Annotated in this window: 17 protein-coding genes and 1 pseudogene; 10 read left to right on the top strand and 8 right to left on the bottom strand. The window is 28.2% G+C overall.

Going from position 1 to position 17,810, the window contains the following annotated elements; all coding sequences use genetic code 11:
- Positions 1-562: 562 nt before the first annotated feature.
- Positions 563-4,705, top strand: a complete 4,143-nt coding sequence (locus CDIF1296T_RS09935) for a DUF11 domain-containing protein (RefSeq protein ID WP_009897035.1) — start codon at positions 563-565, stop codon at positions 4,703-4,705.
- A 454-nt stretch (positions 4,706-5,159) separates the two neighbouring features.
- Entirely contained in the window at positions 5,160-5,507 is a 348-nt protein-coding gene (locus CDIF1296T_RS09940) for a cupin domain-containing protein (protein WP_003435528.1), read from the top strand.
- A 148-nt stretch (positions 5,508-5,655) separates the two neighbouring features.
- Here CDIF1296T_RS09940 and CDIF1296T_RS09945 read toward each other — a convergent pair whose 3' ends face one another.
- Positions 5,656-6,705 (bottom strand): ABC transporter substrate-binding protein, encoded by a 1,050-nt coding sequence (locus CDIF1296T_RS09945; RefSeq protein ID WP_009897038.1) that lies wholly within the window; start codon positions 6,703-6,705, stop codon positions 5,656-5,658.
- A gap of 385 nt (positions 6,706-7,090) precedes the next feature.
- On the opposite strand from CDIF1296T_RS09945, the gene CDIF1296T_RS09950 reads away from it, so the two are divergent.
- The gene (locus CDIF1296T_RS09950; RefSeq protein ID WP_009897039.1) at positions 7,091-7,825 is read left to right on the top strand and encodes a class I SAM-dependent methyltransferase; all 735 of its coding nucleotides are present in this window, start codon (positions 7,091-7,093) and stop codon (positions 7,823-7,825) included.
- A 142-nt stretch (positions 7,826-7,967) separates the two neighbouring features.
- Here the strand turns inward: CDIF1296T_RS09950 and CDIF1296T_RS09955 are convergent, their stop codons facing one another.
- Positions 7,968-8,459 (bottom strand): prolyl-tRNA synthetase associated domain-containing protein, encoded by a 492-nt coding sequence (locus CDIF1296T_RS09955; RefSeq protein WP_003428667.1) that lies wholly within the window; start codon positions 8,457-8,459, stop codon positions 7,968-7,970.
- A 348-nt stretch (positions 8,460-8,807) separates the two neighbouring features.
- Here CDIF1296T_RS09955 and CDIF1296T_RS09960 point away from each other — a divergent pair, with 348 nt between their 5' ends.
- The 3 genes from CDIF1296T_RS09960 to CDIF1296T_RS09970 all read left to right on the top strand — a co-directional run bounded on the left by CDIF1296T_RS09960 (position 8,808) and on the right by CDIF1296T_RS09970 (position 10,432).
- On the top strand, positions 8,808-9,191 hold the full coding sequence (locus tag CDIF1296T_RS09960; protein WP_009897041.1) for a PBECR3 domain-containing polyvalent protein: 384 nt from the start codon (positions 8,808-8,810) through the stop codon (positions 9,189-9,191).
- Positions 9,192-9,696: 505 nt separating this feature from the next.
- The gene (locus CDIF1296T_RS09965) at positions 9,697-10,080 is read left to right on the top strand and encodes a YtxH domain-containing protein (RefSeq protein ID WP_003428669.1); all 384 of its coding nucleotides are present in this window, start codon (positions 9,697-9,699) and stop codon (positions 10,078-10,080) included.
- 1 nt (position 10,081) lies between these two features.
- Positions 10,082-10,432 (top strand): hypothetical protein, encoded by a 351-nt coding sequence (locus CDIF1296T_RS09970; protein ID WP_003428670.1) that lies wholly within the window; start codon positions 10,082-10,084, stop codon positions 10,430-10,432.
- A gap of 100 nt (positions 10,433-10,532) precedes the next feature.
- On the opposite strand, the gene CDIF1296T_RS09975 is transcribed toward CDIF1296T_RS09970, so the two are convergent.
- The 4 genes from CDIF1296T_RS09975 to CDIF1296T_RS19890 all read right to left on the bottom strand — a co-directional run bounded on the left by CDIF1296T_RS09975 (position 10,533) and on the right by CDIF1296T_RS19890 (position 12,768).
- Positions 10,533-10,991: a hypothetical protein gene (locus CDIF1296T_RS09975; RefSeq protein ID WP_009897043.1), complete on the bottom strand. Its 459-nt coding sequence runs from the start codon at positions 10,989-10,991 to the stop codon at positions 10,533-10,535.
- Positions 10,992-11,035: 44 nt separating this feature from the next.
- A complete protein-coding gene (locus CDIF1296T_RS09980) occupies positions 11,036-11,824 on the bottom strand; it encodes an N-acetylmuramoyl-L-alanine amidase (protein ID WP_009897044.1) in 789 nt (262 codons plus the stop codon).
- A 138-nt stretch (positions 11,825-11,962) separates the two neighbouring features.
- Positions 11,963-12,400: a deoxycytidylate deaminase gene (locus CDIF1296T_RS09985; protein ID WP_009897045.1), complete on the bottom strand. Its 438-nt coding sequence runs from the start codon at positions 12,398-12,400 to the stop codon at positions 11,963-11,965.
- Between the two features lie 233 nt (positions 12,401-12,633).
- The gene (locus CDIF1296T_RS19890; RefSeq protein WP_009889851.1) at positions 12,634-12,768 is read right to left on the bottom strand and encodes a hypothetical protein; all 135 of its coding nucleotides are present in this window, start codon (positions 12,766-12,768) and stop codon (positions 12,634-12,636) included.
- A gap of 453 nt (positions 12,769-13,221) precedes the next feature.
- Here CDIF1296T_RS19890 and CDIF1296T_RS09995 point away from each other — a divergent pair, with 453 nt between their 5' ends.
- The 3 genes and pseudogenes from CDIF1296T_RS09995 (at position 13,222) to CDIF1296T_RS10005 (ending at position 14,335) form a co-directional block, all read left to right on the top strand.
- Entirely contained in the window at positions 13,222-13,731 is a 510-nt protein-coding gene (locus tag CDIF1296T_RS09995) for a helix-turn-helix domain-containing protein (protein WP_009897047.1), read from the top strand.
- Between the two features lie 26 nt (positions 13,732-13,757).
- Positions 13,758-13,904, top strand: a pseudogene (locus tag CDIF1296T_RS19705) (site-specific integrase); the annotation flags it as partial.
- A 224-nt stretch (positions 13,905-14,128) separates the two neighbouring features.
- Complete coding sequence (locus CDIF1296T_RS10005; protein WP_021377922.1) at positions 14,129-14,335, top strand: lipoprotein signal peptidase; 207 nt, start codon at positions 14,129-14,131, stop codon at positions 14,333-14,335.
- Between the two features lie 293 nt (positions 14,336-14,628).
- On the opposite strand, the gene CDIF1296T_RS10010 is transcribed toward CDIF1296T_RS10005, so the two are convergent.
- Together CDIF1296T_RS10010 and CDIF1296T_RS10020 are read right to left on the bottom strand one after the other, a co-directional pair.
- Positions 14,629-15,429, bottom strand: a complete 801-nt coding sequence (locus CDIF1296T_RS10010; RefSeq protein ID WP_003435446.1) for an ABC transporter permease — start codon at positions 15,427-15,429, stop codon at positions 14,629-14,631.
- 194 nt (positions 15,430-15,623) lie between these two features.
- A complete protein-coding gene (locus CDIF1296T_RS10020) occupies positions 15,624-17,222 on the bottom strand; it encodes a recombinase family protein (protein ID WP_003435445.1) in 1,599 nt (532 codons plus the stop codon).
- Positions 17,223-17,549: 327 nt separating this feature from the next.
- Here CDIF1296T_RS10020 and CDIF1296T_RS10025 point away from each other — a divergent pair, with 327 nt between their 5' ends.
- The gene (locus CDIF1296T_RS10025; RefSeq protein ID WP_003435444.1) at positions 17,550-17,726 is read left to right on the top strand and encodes a hypothetical protein; all 177 of its coding nucleotides are present in this window, start codon (positions 17,550-17,552) and stop codon (positions 17,724-17,726) included.
- The last annotated feature ends 84 nt before the right edge of the window (positions 17,727-17,810 follow it).

Consider the following 17,810-nt stretch of genomic DNA (forward strand, 5'->3'; position numbering starts at 1 on the left):
GATTTGATTAGAAAGGTACAAACTATCGCCGAAAAAAATTAAACCCATTTAAAAAGCAATATAAAAGCTTGTTATTTTTGAGAAAAATAGACCCTCTAAACTCAATTAGATAAAAATAAAATACAGAAAATTATATCTCTGAATATCTCAAGTAATTAATTTTAAATTTTACGATATTTTGTTTGATGATTTATAATATAAAAGCATACTCTTAATCTGCTCAAATTAAAAAGAATAAAAAATAACAAAAAAATCACTGACATTTCACTGACAAATTGTAATTTTGTTATTATAAATACATTGAAAATACTTGATTATTGAAAAATGGCATAAAAAATACATTTTATGCCATTTACTATTATTTGATAGTTTTTAACTTATGACATAAGATATTTTTTAACATATACAATAAAATATAAAAAATTGATATTACAAATAAAAAAAATACATATTAGATGTTATAGAAAAAAAGCGCACTTATAGGCTTAAAATGTCACATAAAAGAGTTTTAAAGAATAATATATTATGAACACAAATTTTGTAATCGCAAAGGAGTGATAATATGGCAACAGTATCAGGACAAATAGTTTTTGATAGAAATAGAAGTGCTACCATTGATTCTGGAGACTCAGGAATAGCCAATATACCAGTTGTATTACAAGATATAGCAACTGGAGTTAGACTTGTGGTTCTCACAGATGCATCAGGAAATTATGTTTTTACTAATGTTCCAGATGGTAACTATAGAATTGTAGAAGCTTTTGGAACTACAGGAGGAGTACCAACACCAGGGGATTTTGCAACAGCGATAGTAGGTCCAGTTCCAATTGCAGAAATGCCACCTATTAGTTCTGTGACAAATCCTCCTATTGGTTCAACAAACTTAGATGGTACAACACCTAACACACTATTAATAACAGTAGCAGGTTCAGATATAACAAATCAAAATATATTAAATGGGCCTGTGATTTATACACCTATAGAGAATATATTGGATTCTTGCGTATCTGTATCTAATATAAACCTTATTACAGATGCAGATAACGGAACATTCGGTTTTTTTCCACCAGGTACACCAAGTAATACAGGACCTGAAATAGAACCTTACCCAAATGTGACGCCAGATTTTACGTATGTTGTACCAGACCCAACTAAGTTTACACCTTTAGATGGAGAATATACAGTACAAAATATTATGACAAATGCAATGAGTAATGTTATAGGAGCTTGGTGGCGTATTGCTGACCATACTACAGGAAATGAAACAGGAAGAATGATGGTGGTAAATGGTTTTAATCCTGGAGCTGTATTTTTTAAATCAACAGTACAAGTTACACCTAACACTAATTATTTATTTAGCACTTGGATTTTAAACCTTTTTAAGGTAACAGGATATCCACCACCACAGCTAGGTGTAAGAATATTTGACCAAAATAATAATATACTATATCAAGCAACATTAGGAGCTCAAATTCCAGTTAATACAAACGCACCAGAATGGAAAGAAGTAGGTACTGTGATTAATTCTCAAAATAATAATCAACTTACAGTAGAATTTTTTAGTGAAGGAGAAAGCGCCATTGGAAATGACTATGCTATAGATGATGTTTCTTTAAGAGAAATAGCTGTTCCAACTTTTACTCCAATAAAAACAAGTAACACAGAAACTGCTAATGTAGGTGATATAATCACATATACAGTTACATTAGATAATACTTGTGATAGCCCTTTAACTAATGTATTTTTTAGGGATTTAATTCCAAATGGTTTAGAGTTTATACCTGGAACTGTAACGGTTGATGGAGTATCTGTACCAGGAGTAGACCCTAATACAGGTTTCCCACTTCCAGATATTGGAGGAGGAACAGGGGTTGAAGTAACTTTTGATGTTGTGGTTGAAAGTATTCCTAACCCAAATCCTACTAATAATATAGCTAATATAGATTACTCCTATACACCTGTAGAAGGCGGTATACCAAATGATTTTTCAGTAGATTCTAATCCAGTTCCTGTTGAAGTAATATCAGCAGATATTGAAGTTACAAAATTATCTGAACCTACTATAGTGAATCCAGGAGAGGAATTAATATACACTATAAAAGTAGTAAATAATGGACCATTCCCATCTGAAAATGTGGTTTTAACAGATGATGTACCAGCTTCTATTGTAAATCCAGAGTATTCATTAGATGGAGGAGTAACTTTTCAACCATGGACTGGAAGTTTAAATATAGGGACATTAGAAGTAGGAGAGACAAGAGTTATTATAATTAGGGGTATTGTAAATCCATCAACAGTAGGAATTATAACAAATACAGCTGTAGTATCTTCAACTACAGCAGACCCAAACCTTAATAATAATGCATCTACAATAGAGACAGAAGTGAATTTATTAGCAGATATTTTAGTAATGAAAACAGCAGAACCTAATTCAGCTGTTCCAGGTACTTTATTGAGATATACTATTCAAGTAGAAAACTTAGGACCAGCAAATGCTGAAAATGTAATATTAAATGATGATATTCCAGCTTCTATTATAAATCCAGAATATTCATTGGATGGAGGAGCAAGTTTTCAACCATGGAATGGAAGTCTTAATATAGGTACTTTAAACTCTGGAATTTCATTAACAGTTTTAATTCAAGGAACAGTTAGTTTAAATTCTTCAGAATATATAGTAAATACAGCAACAGTTTCTTCAACTACACCTGACCCAGATTTAAGCAACAATATATCTACCATTATTACACCAGTTAACCCACAAGCAGGTATTTCTATTATAAAAGTAGCTGACGAGGATGTAGCTGTTCCAGGAGAAGAATTTGTATATACAATTGAAATTTTTAATGAAGGACCATCTAATGCTACGAATGTAGTTTTAACAGATGATATACCAGATGTTATTTTAAATCCAGAATATTCATTGGATGGAGGAGCAACTTTCCAACCATGGACTGGAAGTCTTAATATAGGTACAGTTGCACCAGGGCAATTAATAAGAATTATCATAAAGGGATTAGTAAGTTCAACTGCTACAGGAGATATTACTAATACAGCAGAAGTAAGTGCAGATGTACCAGAACCAGTTACGGATTCATCAACAGTGACAACTCCTATAGTTCCATCAGCAGATATAGAAGTAATAAAAACTAGCAATATGGATACAACAGTTCCAGGAGAAACTTTCAGTTATACTATAACAGTTACAAATTTAGGACCATCTGCTGCACAAAGTATCGTTTTGATAGATGATATACCAGATGTTATTTTAAATCCAGAGTATTCATTGGATGGAGGAGTAACTTTCCAACCATGGAATGGAAATCTTAGTATAGGCACTTTGGATGCTGGAGAAATAAGAAGTATTATAATAAGAGGAACAGTGAGCCAGACAGCAGTAGGTACAATTATAAATACAGCAACAATAAGTTCAACTACACCTGACCCAAATCCAGATAATAATACTTCAACAGATGAAACAGATATAAGTCCATTAGCAGATATTTCTGTGATAAAAGGCAACGAACCAGTTGCTATACCAGGGGGAAGATTTATTTATGGAATTGAAATTGCAAATGCAGGACCATCTTTTGCAGAGAACGTAACTTTAACAGATAATATACCAGCTTCTATTTTAAATCCAGAGTACTCAATAGATAATGGAGTGACTTTCCAACCATGGAATGGAAGCCTTAATATAGGTACTTTAGATGCTGGAGAGATAAGAAATATCATAATAAGGGGAACAGTAAGTCAAACAGCAATAGGCACAATTATAAATACAGCAACAGTAAGTTCAACTACACCTGACCCAAATCTAAATAACAATACTTCAACATCAGAAGCAGAGGTAAGTTCATCAGCAGATATTTCTGTAGTAAAACGAAGCAATCAGACTGTTGTTGTACCAGGAGATGTACTAGACTATACAATTGAGGTGAGAAATGCAGGACCGTCTACTGCTCAGAACGTAACTTTAACAGATAATATACCAGCTTCTATTTTAAGTCCAGAATATTCAATAGATAATGGAGTGACTTTTCAACCATGGACTGGAAGTCTTAGTATAGGCACTTTAGATGCTGGAGAGATAAGAAATATTATAATAAGGGGAATAGTAAGTCAAACAGCAATAGGTACAATTATAAATACAGCAACAGTAAGTTCAACTACACCTGACCCAAATCCAGATAATAATACTTCAACATCAGAAATAGATATAAGTTCATCAGCAGATATTTCTGTAATAAAATTAGCAAATAAAACAGAAGCATGTGTAGGAGAGCAAATAGATTTTGTAATAGTAGTATCAAATGCAGGACCAGAAAATGCTCAAAATGTTACTTTAATAGACAATGTTTCAGATAAGCTTAAGAAAGCAGTATTTTCACTTGATAGAGGTGTAAGTTTTCAACCATGGACTGGAAGTCTTAATATAGGTACACTACCAGCTGGAACTTTAAGAGTGATTCTATTAAGAGGAATTATAAAATCAACATGTCTTGATAGATTAACAAATATTGCAGAAGTTACTTCAACAGCACCAGATTCAAACCTTAACAATAATATATCAAGAGTGCAAGTAGAAATAAAACAATGTTGTTGTAATGATTGCTGTTGTAACAACTGTAGTAATTGCTGTTGCAATGATTGTGGTTGTAAAGATTGTTACTGTAATTGTTGTAAAAATGACTTTTGGTGTTGATTTTATAAAATAATTTTGTATACCTTAAATTAAACTGAAATAAAAAATAAATTCACATATGAGTAAAATATTTTATAAATATTAATAAATTTTTTATCTTTGATATGGACCACATTCGTAATACTAGTTATTAAATGAAGTGGTCCTTTTTAATTCATTAAAATTATTTATTCTAATTAAATTTTAAATGTATTAAATAATTTTAATTTTTTATAAAAAATATTGATATGTTATTTATATTAAAGTTTAGATATCTAAAAATACTTTTAGAATTTATTATATTATGTTAATTTTTTATATCTTATAAGGATTGTATTTTTCTAACTATAAAAATAGTATTATACTTATATTTAAAAATAAAAGAATTTTATTCCTATTGTGTAAAGTGAGAATACTATTTTCTTATATTGGTATAATAATAGTAAATCTAATATAGAAAAGAGGTATTTCTAGTATGCATGAAAATAAAAAGAATCTATTAGACGGAAGCTTAGCTCAATATAATGATACAGCAGTTCCAAAAATACCAGTATTTGCTGGTAACGATATAACTTCAGAAGTTTATTATTTTAAACCTAATCAAGTTCTTAATGCTCATAGACACCCTAATGGTGAACAAATATTTGTGTTCCTAAAAGGAGAAGGTAAAATGAAACTTGGTGAGCATGAATGTGATGTAAAAAACGGAGATACTGTATTTGTACCAACAGGAGAGTGGCATGAAATTACTAATGGAAGCAATGAAGAAATGGTAGCCGTTCAAATTACAAAAATTAATGCTGGAGCAGAATACAGAGGATAGATATATAAGTACAGTTAGTACTTTAATATCTATTTTATTATATAAACTTTAATCTCAAATATAAAAAGAGTCTTTTAAAAGGCTCTTTTTATATTTTTGTTAATTTTCATTATAAAAAAAGAAAATATCTAGCTAAAACTAATATATTTTATTTAATATTTTTTATAGCATTGTTTGCAAACTCAGTATTTACGATATCTTTATAAGGTGCTTCCTTATCTAGTTCTTTAGCTTCTTTCATAACAGTCATCAATTTCTTCAAACCTTCCTCTTTTAATACAGGATTTTGAGACCATGCATCTATTGATTTATATCTATCTACAACTGTTGTTAAATCTTCTAAAGATATATCTTCAAAGAAAGGTTGCATAGCCTTAGCTACTTCTTTGCTAGATGCTTGTTGAATCCATAATTGACCTTTATAAACAGCATTTGTAAATCTTTGAATTAAATCTTTATTGTTTTTCATGTATGATCTCGTAGTAGAGTATGCTGTAAAAGGTATTTCTCCAGAATCTTTTCCTATAGATGTAACTATATATCCACTACCTTCTTTTTCCATTGCTGTTGCTGTAGGTTCAAATGCTGTTGTAAAGTCACCCTCTCCACCTGCAAAAGCTCCAGCCATTACACCAAATTGTACATCAGTTCTTACATTAACATTGCCTACTTTTAGATTTTCTCCAATAGTAAGACCTTTTTCTTTTAGAACATATTCAAAAGTCATTAGTGGAACTCCACCTTTTCTACCACCTAATATTTCGGTTCCTTTTAAATCATTGTAAGAGAAATTAGGCATTTTTTTCCTAGCAACTAGAAAACTACCATCTCTTTTTGTCAATTGAGCAAAGTTCACTGCATAATCGTTTTTGTTTTGATTATATACATATATAGATGCTTCAGGACCCATTAAACCTACGTTTGCTTCACCTGAAATCAAAGCTGCCATAGTTTTATCTGCACCTTGGGTATTTATAAGGTCAATCTTTATACCTTCATCTTCAAAGAATCCTTTCGTAATAGCAGCATACTGTGGAGCATAAAAAACAGAGTGAGTAACTTCTGCTATAGTTACTTTATCCAGATTTTTAGACGAAGAAGATTCACCTTTTTTGTCATTAGAGTTAAAATCACATCCAGTTAGACATATTGTACTTACAATGATAGAGCTTGCTATTGCGACTATTTTTTTAAACATAATAAATACCTCCCATAAGACATACGAATAGTATATAGTATTAAAAATTTATTGTAGTTGTTACAAAAATGTATCTATGCTTATAATATTTCTACAAAAACTTAATAATAATTTTCAGTTTTATGTTTAGTTTTTTTAGTAATGTGTAATATTGGATAAATTATATTGATTATTTATAAACTAAGTAATAAAATTAGAATAATATCACTTTTTTGTCTATTATATATAAGGAAAAATTTTTTAATAATATAAATCATATTCATTTATATTATTAAAAAATTTATTTATAGAAACTTTTATTATTTTATATAAAAGTGATAAAAACTTATATTTTGTGTTTAGTAGAGTGTTGCTAAGTGAATATATTTAAAATGGAGGAAACTTTATGAAACAAAATAAATATGATGATGATAGATTTTTTAATAAATACAGTAAAATGGAACGTTCTACAAATGGATTAGCAGGTGCTGGAGAGTGGCATGTTTTAAAAAAAATGTTACCTGATTTCAAAGGAAAAAGAGTTTTAGATTTAGGATGTGGATTTGGATGGCATTGTCAATATGCAGTTGAGAATGGAGCAATTTCTGCTGTTGGAGTTGATATTTCAGAAAAAATGTTAAAAGAAGCTAGAAACAAAACGCAACTTGATAATATAAATTACATATGTATGCCTATTGAAGATATTAATTTTCCAAAAGATAGTTTTGATGTAGTTATTAGTTCCTTGGCATTTCATTATATTCAATCATTTGAAGATATATGTAAGAATATAAGTAATTGTCTTTCAAATAAAGGTAATTTTGTATTTTCTGTTGAACATCCTATATTTACTGCATATGGAAGTCAAGAGTGGTACTGTGATAAAGATGGCACTAATCTACACTGGCCAGTAGATAGATATTTTGAAGAAGGAGTACGTAAGTCAAATTTTCTAGGAGAAGAGGTTATAAAATATCATAAAACATTAACAACTTATTTAAATACGTTAATGAAAACAGGATTTGAAATATTAGAAATTATTGAACCTCAACCAGAAGAAAAACTGTTAGATACAATTCCTGATATGAAAGATGAGCTACGTAGACCTATGATGTTACTTGTATCTGCAAAAAAAAGATAAGTAAATATAAATAATCATTATTGTAGAAAAAAAGTTGTAGAAAATAATTATACTAATGGAGATGATTATACCAGTGGTATTAATTACACCAGTAGTAAGGAGGCAAAAGCATTCGTTGCTTTTGCCATTTTTTAAGTTGCAATTATACTTCTACGTAGTATATTTCGTTTCCATTTTCTTCTATAAGCTTTTTCATATCTTCAAATTTTAAAAATACAGTAGCAGTATTATCATTTGGATGTATACCTATTTTATCCATTTTTAATAAATCCTTATCAAATACAACTTTTACAACAGCCTCTTTATCATTTAATATACCAAAAGGAGTCACAGCTCCTTTAGTAAGTTTCAAGTATTTTTGAAGTCTTTCTTCTGATGCAAAACTAAGAGGTTTACTATCAATTTGTTGACGAATATCTTTTAAATCTGCTTTTTTGTCTTTACCTAATACAACTAAAAAATGTTCTTTTCCTTTAGCATCACGAAGAAATAGGTTTTTTACAACAAATTCCATATGTAATGTTTTTAATTCTTCCATTTCTTCAATTGTATAAACTGGTGGATGATTTACAGCCTCATAAGGTATGCTTAACTCATCTAATTTTTTATATACTTCCTGTTGTTGATTGTTCATGATTTCCTCCCATTAGAAATTTATTTTATATATAAATAATATTATCACAGAAAACTTTAAAAGAAAACGTTTTATATAATATAGACAATAGATTATATTTTTATAAAGAAGCAAGAATACTCAATAAAACTTAAAGAAATTAAACAATTTCTAAAAATACCTTGAAAATAGAACCTTATTTGCCATTTATAAATTATATAAAAAGGGATTATATAAAGTCATATATGAAAAAACTATATTATACTATCTTTTCTTTTTGGAATAAACTATACTTTAAATATAGATATTTAATTTAAATAAATTTTACAGTATTAATAGTAAATTATCTTAGAAAGGAATGTGCTTTATATGTCTACAGACAAAGTTGTTGGAATCATAGATGAAGAAACGGCAGAACTTGCAGGAATTGAATATACTGGTAAAATTTATGCTTCTTCTGGTGTTATAAAACATATAAAGAAAAAACATAGATGTCAACTGAGTAAAGATATTTTTAATGATATAATAGACACTATAAAAATGGTATTAAAGTCACCTGAATATATAGGAAGTCATCCTAAAAAACCTGGAAAAAGTGTGGAGTTTATAAAAAAAATTGATGATTATATTTTAGTAGCTACAGAATTAGATACAAAAAAAGAATATTTATATGTATCTTCAATGTATGCTATAAAAGAAGCAAAATTAGAAAGTAGAGTAAACAGTGGAAGAGTAAAACAATATAATGGTTAACATAATATTATTAATTTTCCCTAAAATATTGAAAAATATTATTATATAAGTTATAATATTAATATACACGTAGATATTTATTAGTTAGATTTGAGGTTGGAAAAGGCACCCAATACGCTACTATAGAGTAGTTAATAGAGATGCAGGATACGCCGCCCTGCCAAATCTAATTAAATTAAAAAGAGAGGATTAATTCCTCTCTTATTGTTTTTTTGAGATACTAATTTAATCTATATAGAAAGATTGAAGGTCATTTATACTAAAAGTTTTCAGTTATATACATTAAACTAATTAAATAAGATATTTATAATCTATATGTGATACATATTATATATTAATAAAAGAAAAATATATAGAAAATCCTTATAAAAATTTAAATTGTAATGAATAGGAAGTAATTAAAAAGAATTTTTATTGATTTTTAAAAATTTAGTTAGAAACTATATCATTATGGTAAAAAATGTATTATAATGTTTAGAAATATTATAATAAGGAGCGATTAAACATGAATCTATCGAAGAAAATAGAAGATAAAAGAAAAGCTAAACAGAGAGCTGAAAAAGTTAAGAAAGCTAAAATTGCTACAGCTGGTGTGGTATTAGGAGCTGTTACTGGTGCAGTGAGTGGAGTACTTTTGGCTCCTAAATCTGGAAAAGAAACAAGAGAGGATATAAAAGATGCTTCACAACAAATTGCTGAAAAGATAAATATGAAAACTGTAGACGTAAAAGGCAAAGTATCTGAGAAGCTAGAGGATAAAAAAGGAAACTTTATAGAATCAAAGAAAAAAATAAAAAAATATATAGATAACAAAAAGAGTGTTGAAAATTCTAGTGAGGAAGATAAAATAATAGATATAGTTGAACCAGTTAGTGTTACTGAGGAATAATATGGACAATACAATAACGATTAACATAAGTATAATATATGTATTATTAGCTATACTTGCTTGTATTGCTTTAGTTTATTTAATTATTGTACTTGTTAAACTACATAAGATTTTAAATAATGTTGGAACTATGTTAAATGAAAATACTCAAAATATAAATACAACTTTAAATAATCTTCCTAATGTTGTAGAAACTTTTGGAGAAGTAGGAGAAAATATGAAAGATGTAACAGAAGTAGTTACTGAAGTTACAGCAGATTTTCTTGTTACTAAAGACAGTGTCAAATCAAATATGGATGTTATAGTTGATATATTGACTATAATTAAAAACATTTTTCTAGATAAAAAATAATAAGTTAATATAAAATAAGCCTATAAGATATAATTTAAACGACCTTAAAATAGCATTTATAAGGTCGTTTTTTATTAGCTTGATTTGACACTATGTGTTTTTAATAATTGGTAATATTCCTCTTTATCATTTGAACATATATATCTATGCTTGTTGTTTCAATTACATCCATAAGAACATCTTTACATTCAAGCTCAAAATCTTCCATTCCTTCTAAATATTCATCATCTTCATCAAAAAAGATATAAGAATTATATAGCCATTCTTCAAATCTTTCTTCAAGTATATCCCAATACGAACTCCAAAATAATCCACAACCTGATATATAAGATGCTCTACTTTGATTTATATAAACCTCATTTAGAAGCTTTTGTAATCTACTGCTATAAAGAAAATCTGCTCTTCCACTGCTTGATATTAATTCATTTAAATCTTCTATTGACATTAATTCAACTTTACCACTTTTATCATAAGGAGTATAATTTTCATCAACCCATTTATGTGGTTTGTTTTCTCTGCATACTGTTGCTATCAACTCTACAACTTTTGTTCTTATCATTTTTTTATCCTAACTTGTTTATTTTTTATAAAATAATCATGATTTTATAATTTATCTATTTCTTGTAATGCTAATTTAACAGTTTCATATCTATCAGCACCATTTATTACTACATCACCTTTTACAAGTTTATTAGCTTCTCCACCTACAACATAAACCTTTTTACCTAAACCTTGCTTATAACTAGACGCCTCAATTATTAAAGAATCTTTCAATTGCCAATGTAAAATCTGAGCAGCCACTTTATCAGCATCACCTGTATAAACGATTACATTTTCATACACTTTATTTTCCCCTCCCCCTTGAGAATTTGATATAGATTTGTTTAGTATACCTTCTGCTATCAATTTAGCAACTTTATCTTTATTATTAACATAATAATCTGTATCTGCTTTACTATCTACAAAACATACTTCTATTAATATTGCTGGTGCAATAGTATGATTAAGCCAATAAAGACCTCTAACATCAGACTTTGCACCCCTATCTTTGAATACTGTAGCTAACCTAGTATTCACTCTTTCTGCATAGGTTTTGCCATTATTAGTCTTATATATTGTTTCTGTCCCTACTGTAGTTGAAGTTGTAGCATTTGAATTAAAATGAATCTGAACAGCCAAATCAGTTTCCTGTTTATTTGCTATAGCACATTGGTCTGCTAAATGATTACTTGATTCATCAACTCTTCCTGTATAAACAGTAGCTCCACCTATTTTAAGCCATTTAACAATTAAGTCATTCAGTATTCTTGTTTCTTTGCTTTCGTTTATATACCCAACAGCTCCTGTACCTTTTCCAATTAAAGTGTGCCCTGGTATTATTACTACTTTCAAACTAACATCTCCTTTACAATTAAATTTAACTTCTATTTAATATATGCATAACCTAGAATTTTGTTTCTTTTTATATCTTATACTTTTATTATAACCCATTTTGTAAAAATATAGAATATTAAGTAAATAATGTTAAAATTATAATTTTGTATATAAGACATTACTTGATTGCAATAATTTTATAGCATATTCATCTATTCTATATCCAGTTCTATAATATATATGTTTAATTCCAGCTTGAATTATAGCCTTAGTACAATTTAAGCAAGGAAAGTGAGTTACATAAATAGAGCAATTTTTAACTGAAATACCTTCTTTTGCACAATAATAAAGGGCATTTTGTTCAGCGTGAATGGTTCTAATACAATGTCCATCTCTCATTTCATGACCAACTTCACTACAATGCTTATCTCCAGAAATACTACCATTATATCCAGTAGACACTATTCTGTTTTCTGAATTGACAATTATAGCTCCTACATAAGCTCTATCACAAGTTCCTCTTTCAGCTACTGTTTCGCACAGTCTCATAAAATATTCTTGCCATGAGCATCTATTTTCAAGTTTTTTATTCAAATCATATACCTCCAAAATTTATATCTAATATATAAGATTTATACCTTAAAAATAATATTAAAAACAAATTTATACGATAAATAAAATTTATTAATACTGTTTTTAGTCTAAATTATTTCATTTTAAATTAAAGTTACAAGGAATCTAAAATTATATATATCTTTCTTCGTAATATGAATGTTACAATATAAAAAACTGTCTCAATAAAATAGAGACAGTTTTACAGTCAAAGTTTATAATACAAGTTCATATTTTTCTTTAAATTCTTTTACAGCTTCGGGCCATGCCTTTTGTTCTGTAATACCTTTTTCTTTAGCTATTTTAATTGCAATCTCTCTTATCATTGCAGCGCCTTCTAATATTCCCATTTTTAATCTCCCTTCAAATATCTTTTTGTATAGAATATAAATAGTGCTAAGATTTATTACATGCTGCATATACAATATCTATACAACACATAACTTGTAAATTCCTTTTATTTTCATACGTCTTTAACCGACATATAATTATATTCAATAAGTTTTAAAATTATGAACTCAATTATAATTATTTTTATTTTTTTAGAATCTAAACACTAAAAATTGTAGGTAAATTTGTCTTATGCCTTTATAAATATTTCTACAGTTTTAATTACTGGACATATCTATTTTTATTATAAAAAGCGCTTAAAAATCGAGAATATCCGCATAAAAACTATATATAAGCAAAACGATTAAAGGAAAAAGAAGAAATTTACTTGAATGTTAAAATGCGTTGCTTGAAGCAATGGGCAGTTTTGCTTATAATATCGGTAACAACTGAAAGAAAGGTGGTTAGCCCTAATGTTAAGCGAAAACATTAAAACAATCAGGAAGTCAAAAGGACTTTCACAACAAGAACTTGCTATAAAACTGAATGTAGTGCGACAAACAATATCTAAATGGGAACAAGGACTGTCGGTTCCCGATTCTGATATGTTGATTTCCATATCAGAGGTGCTTGAAACGCCCGTAAGCACTTTACTTGGAGAAACTATTGTTGAGTCGGAAGTTGATAACTTAAAAGTGATTTCTGAAAAATTAGAGATTATAAACTTGCAACTTGCACAAAGAAAAAACATGAGAAGAAAAATGTTTCATTGGTTATTTATTTTATTATGTGCAGTCATATTAATAGTTTTTGTGGTCTTAGGGAGACTAAATAGTCCTTACTTGGATTGGAATTATACCGACCCTGAAACCGCTGTTTTTGGAGTAGCTTTTCATGCTTTTGAGTGGCTATTTGTCAGATTAGTACCGATTGTCCTTATAGGAGCAATTATTGGAATCTTTTTGACACGTAAGAAAATATGAAGTAACTCTGCTTTTTATAATACAGCAAGCGTTCCTTAAAAGCGTCATTCTACATGGCAATCGAGGACGACTATGTAATGAAGAACCTTTTTGATTTCCAACTAAGCGAAGTTATTGAGGACGACAGTAGGCCCAAAACCGCATTAAGTAAAGTACAGGAAGCAAGACTGCTGGACTTATACTCTCATGCGTCAGATGCAGGAAATGCGAGGTCTGGTAGCATGATTTACAACGATTTGTACAACTATTGCGAGTAGAAATATATGGAGATAAGTATTATCTACAAAGTCAGAAAAGAAATGATTTGATAATTTACCCATGTTATAATTATTGATGTGAAATCAATAAATCAAAATTCCTTTTTGGGATTTAACAATAAGGAAAAAGTGAATGACTTTTGCAAGGAGGTGTTAATATCAGACAAGTAAAGTCTTTTGTTTTTCCAGTTATATCCTTAATATTCTTAGACCAAATTAGCAAAGTTCTTATAGGATTATTCTTAATGGACTTTGAAATTGATATAATTGGGAAATTTTTAAGATTCAATCCTGTTCAAAATACAAAATTAAGTCTCTGCTATCTAACAAACGGAGCACAAAAATAAAAATTAAATATAAAGCACAGTTAATTTTGATTAAAAAGTTGACTGTCTTTTCTTTTGTAGAAATTTAAGCATAGGTAATAAAGAAATGACTGCATTTAAGCATTATGTATATAATTGGAGGCAATAAAAAGCCAGCAAAGCCCATAAAATAGAGCTGTGCTAGCAACATGATGAATTATAAGAAGATAATCAAAAACTTACGCTTTATTTTAATTTAAAAAAATGATTACTGTAAAGAAATCATTTTTTATTATAATCACTGATACATCAAATATTCTAAATAAAATTTTTATTTATCTGGAATTGTATATTTTTTCTATAATATTAACTACAGCGTACATTGCCCAAGCACAGATAGCCAATACAAATACTCCCATCATTACTAAATCTAATTTAAATACTTGAGAACCATATACTATCAAGTAGCCTATTCCATATCTTGAAACTAAAAATTCTCCAACTATTACACCTACCCATGCCATACCAATATTAATTTTAGTTAAATTTATTAAATTTCCTGTGTTTGCAGGTAATATGAGTTTAAATAATATTTGAGATTTAGTAGCTCCAAAACTTTTTAACATCTTAATTTTTTCTTCATCTATATTCATAAAATAATTATAAGCTGAAAGTATAGTAACAACAACAGAAATCGTTACAGCTGTTACGACGATTCCTTCTATTCCAGCACCTACCCAAACTATAATTATAGGAGCTAAAGCAGTCTTAGGAAGAGCATTTAAAACTACCAAAAATGGGTCTAATATTTTTGATAATTTTTCTGACCACCAAAGAGCAATTGCTACCAAAATACCTAATACAGTACCTATAACAAGACCAAGAACAGTTTCATATACAGATATTCCAATATGTTTAAATAATTGACCACTAAATGCATATTGAATAAATAAATTGTAAATATCACTTGGTTTGCTAAATAGAAATGTATTTATAACATTTAAGTCAGCTAAAAGTTCCCAGATTACAATAAAACCAATTAAAATTAATAGCTGGTAGAATAATACATTTCTTTTTTCTCTTTTTACACCTTTAACATAGTTTATATATCCTTCAGATCTTTTATTAAGCCTCATGTGTATCTAGCTCCTTCCATAATATGTCGAAATACTTTTGAAAATCAGGAACTTTACGTGTTTTGAGAGGCGTTTTTGTTCCATCCATGTTAAGTTCAATATCGTAAATATTTTTTATGGTAGCTGGTCTTTTAGATAGTATTGCAACCTTATCTGATATGCTTATTGCTTCTGCTATAGCTAAAAAAGTGCAACTAATTGCTTAAAGAAACAGAATTATCAACTTCAGCACCCATATAAACAATATTAAGATTTCCTAAACTGCTATCCCAAACGATACTATTAATAATAGTAGATAATAACAATCTCTTATCATCTAAACTGGCATTATCAACTTCATCATTAAATCTCTTCAAATTACTAACAATAATATCAATATTAATACTGTCACTACTAATATTGATGTTACTAGATTCCAAAATATTAATCTTATCCTTTAAAATACTAATCTCATTATTTAGGCTCTCAATCTGGGAAACTATATAATCAGAAGCAGTACTACCAGTATTTTTTGCAAGCTCTATAACTAAATTTTTAATAAGTCTTTCCTTATCTAAAATTTGATTTTTAAGTAAATTAGTCTCAGATTTAAAAATATTAAAAACATTATCAGTCTTAATGTTATTACTATTGAATGCACTTATAATAGACTCTTCTTTACAATTCTTAATTTTATCTATAACTAAACTTTCAACTAATGGACCATTAAGATTTTTACAGTTGCAACTATCAGACCCAAGTGTTTTTTTAGTACCACAAATATAATAATACTTTAAATCCTTGTCAGTTTTTTTGCCTTTATAGGTAATTCTCATATTAGAACCACATTTACCACATTTTATAAGACCAGATAAAAGAGCAGTTTTTCCAGTTGATATCCTTGGAGTTTTATCACGATTTTTATCTAATTGATTTTGTACTTCAAGCCATATTTCAGGTTCTATGACTCCATGGTGTTTTGCAATTGCTGCTATTGAGTTAGATGTATTTTTAGCATAGGTAAGGATTCCACATTTTCTATCTGGAGTACCTACAACATCCATACCACTATTTTTAAGGTAATCTAAAATTTCATCATTAGCTTTTACATATGCTGGATTTCTAAGTATTCTAGATAAAGAACTAGGGTCAAATTTGCCACCACGAGGACCCCTTATTCCATTATTATAGACATATTTATATAACTTAGATAAGGACCTAAGTTCTAAATATTTATTGTATATTAGCTTTACAATCTCCATTTGTTCATCATTTACTTGAAGCTTATACATACTTCTTTCTTTTAGATTTTCATCTAAGAATGTGATTTTTTCACTGTTGAATCCATGAGGTGTATTGCCTCCAAGCCATCTACCACTACGGGCTAATTCATACATATTGTCTTTTATACGTTCTGCTATTGTTTCTCTTTCTAATTGAGCAAATACACTTGATATAAACATCATAGCTCTTCCCATTGGAGTTGAAGTATCAAATTGTTCTTTGATAGATATAAATGATATGTTTAGTTCATTTAATTTTTCTATTAAAGTAGAGAAGTCAGATACATTTCTCGATATCCTATCTAATCTATAACAAACTAGGTAACTAAATTTCTTATCTTTGGCATCCTGCATCATTTTCTTAAATTGTGGTCTATCTATATTGCTACCACTAAATCCCTCATCTTCATATATCAAAAAATCTTTTACACCAATAGACTTTGCATAATCAATACATAATTGTATTTGATTTTCTATAGAATCACCTTTTCCAGTAAATCTTGATTTTCTTGAATAAATTGCAGCTTTCAAAATTAAAACCTCCTATAAGTTAGGATATATATTTGAAACTATTTATCTACAACCTTTTAAGTAAACTTATTAGAATGAATTTATTAATTAGGTAAATTTATATAATTCTACTTTTTATAATATATGACTATTTATTTTATTTCTTTACTATTCAAGTTCTAAATCAATAATAAATTTTGATATTTAATTGTATCAGGACAAATCTCTAATTTCATAGATTATTAATATAAAATCATAGGTTAGTGTGAAAAAGTTGAAATTTAAATATTTTAAAAGATAATTTTTTTGAACTAATAGGTATAACAAAAATTTATAGGGGGATTGCATATGGAAATCAATGTTATAGAAATTTTCCCTAAAGATAAAGCTAAACTTAATAAAATAGAAATGGATAAAGCTAGTTGGTTTGTAAATATAATAAGTAAAAAATATCCTAAAGAAGCTTTAAATGAAGCATTTAGTACTTTAGAAAAAGAATTAAATATAAGTAAAGCTAATACATAAGCTTTAATTATTGATTTTATATACTATTGGTTTTATACACTATGACTTGACATTATATTAATCAAATAGTATATTTTTAAATAT

Source organism: Clostridioides difficile ATCC 9689 = DSM 1296 (assembly GCF_001077535.1).
In the GTDB taxonomy this organism is placed as follows: Bacteria; Bacillota; Clostridia; order Peptostreptococcales; family Peptostreptococcaceae; genus Clostridioides; species Clostridioides difficile.

Excerpts from the sequence above, each read along its gene's own strand:
- CDIF1296T_RS09935 (WP_009897035.1), top strand. The coding sequence starts at position 563 with ATGGCAACAGTATCAGGACAAATAGTTTTTGATAGAAATAGAAGTGCT.
- CDIF1296T_RS09940 (WP_003435528.1), top strand. The coding sequence starts at position 5,160 with ATGCATGAAAATAAAAAGAATCTATTAGACGGAAGCTTAGCTCAATAT.
- CDIF1296T_RS09945 (WP_009897038.1), bottom strand. The coding sequence starts at position 6,705 with ATGTTTAAAAAAATAGTCGCAATAGCAAGCTCTATCATTGTAAGTACA.
- CDIF1296T_RS09950 (WP_009897039.1), top strand. The coding sequence starts at position 7,091 with ATGAAACAAAATAAATATGATGATGATAGATTTTTTAATAAATACAGT.
- CDIF1296T_RS09955 (WP_003428667.1), bottom strand. The coding sequence starts at position 8,459 with ATGAACAATCAACAACAGGAAGTATATAAAAAATTAGATGAGTTAAGC.
- CDIF1296T_RS09960 (WP_009897041.1), top strand. The coding sequence starts at position 8,808 with ATGTCTACAGACAAAGTTGTTGGAATCATAGATGAAGAAACGGCAGAA.
- CDIF1296T_RS09965 (WP_003428669.1), top strand. The coding sequence starts at position 9,697 with ATGAATCTATCGAAGAAAATAGAAGATAAAAGAAAAGCTAAACAGAGA.
- CDIF1296T_RS09970 (WP_003428670.1), top strand. The coding sequence starts at position 10,082 with ATGGACAATACAATAACGATTAACATAAGTATAATATATGTATTATTA.
- CDIF1296T_RS09975 (WP_009897043.1), bottom strand. The coding sequence starts at position 10,991 with ATGATAAGAACAAAAGTTGTAGAGTTGATAGCAACAGTATGCAGAGAA.
- CDIF1296T_RS19890 (WP_009889851.1), bottom strand. The coding sequence starts at position 12,768 with ATGGGAATATTAGAAGGCGCTGCAATGATAAGAGAGATTGCAATTAAA.
- CDIF1296T_RS09995 (WP_009897047.1), top strand. The coding sequence starts at position 13,222 with ATGTTAAGCGAAAACATTAAAACAATCAGGAAGTCAAAAGGACTTTCA.
- CDIF1296T_RS10010 (WP_003435446.1), bottom strand. The coding sequence starts at position 15,429 with ATGAGGCTTAATAAAAGATCTGAAGGATATATAAACTATGTTAAAGGT.
- CDIF1296T_RS10025 (WP_003435444.1), top strand. The coding sequence starts at position 17,550 with ATGGAAATCAATGTTATAGAAATTTTCCCTAAAGATAAAGCTAAACTT.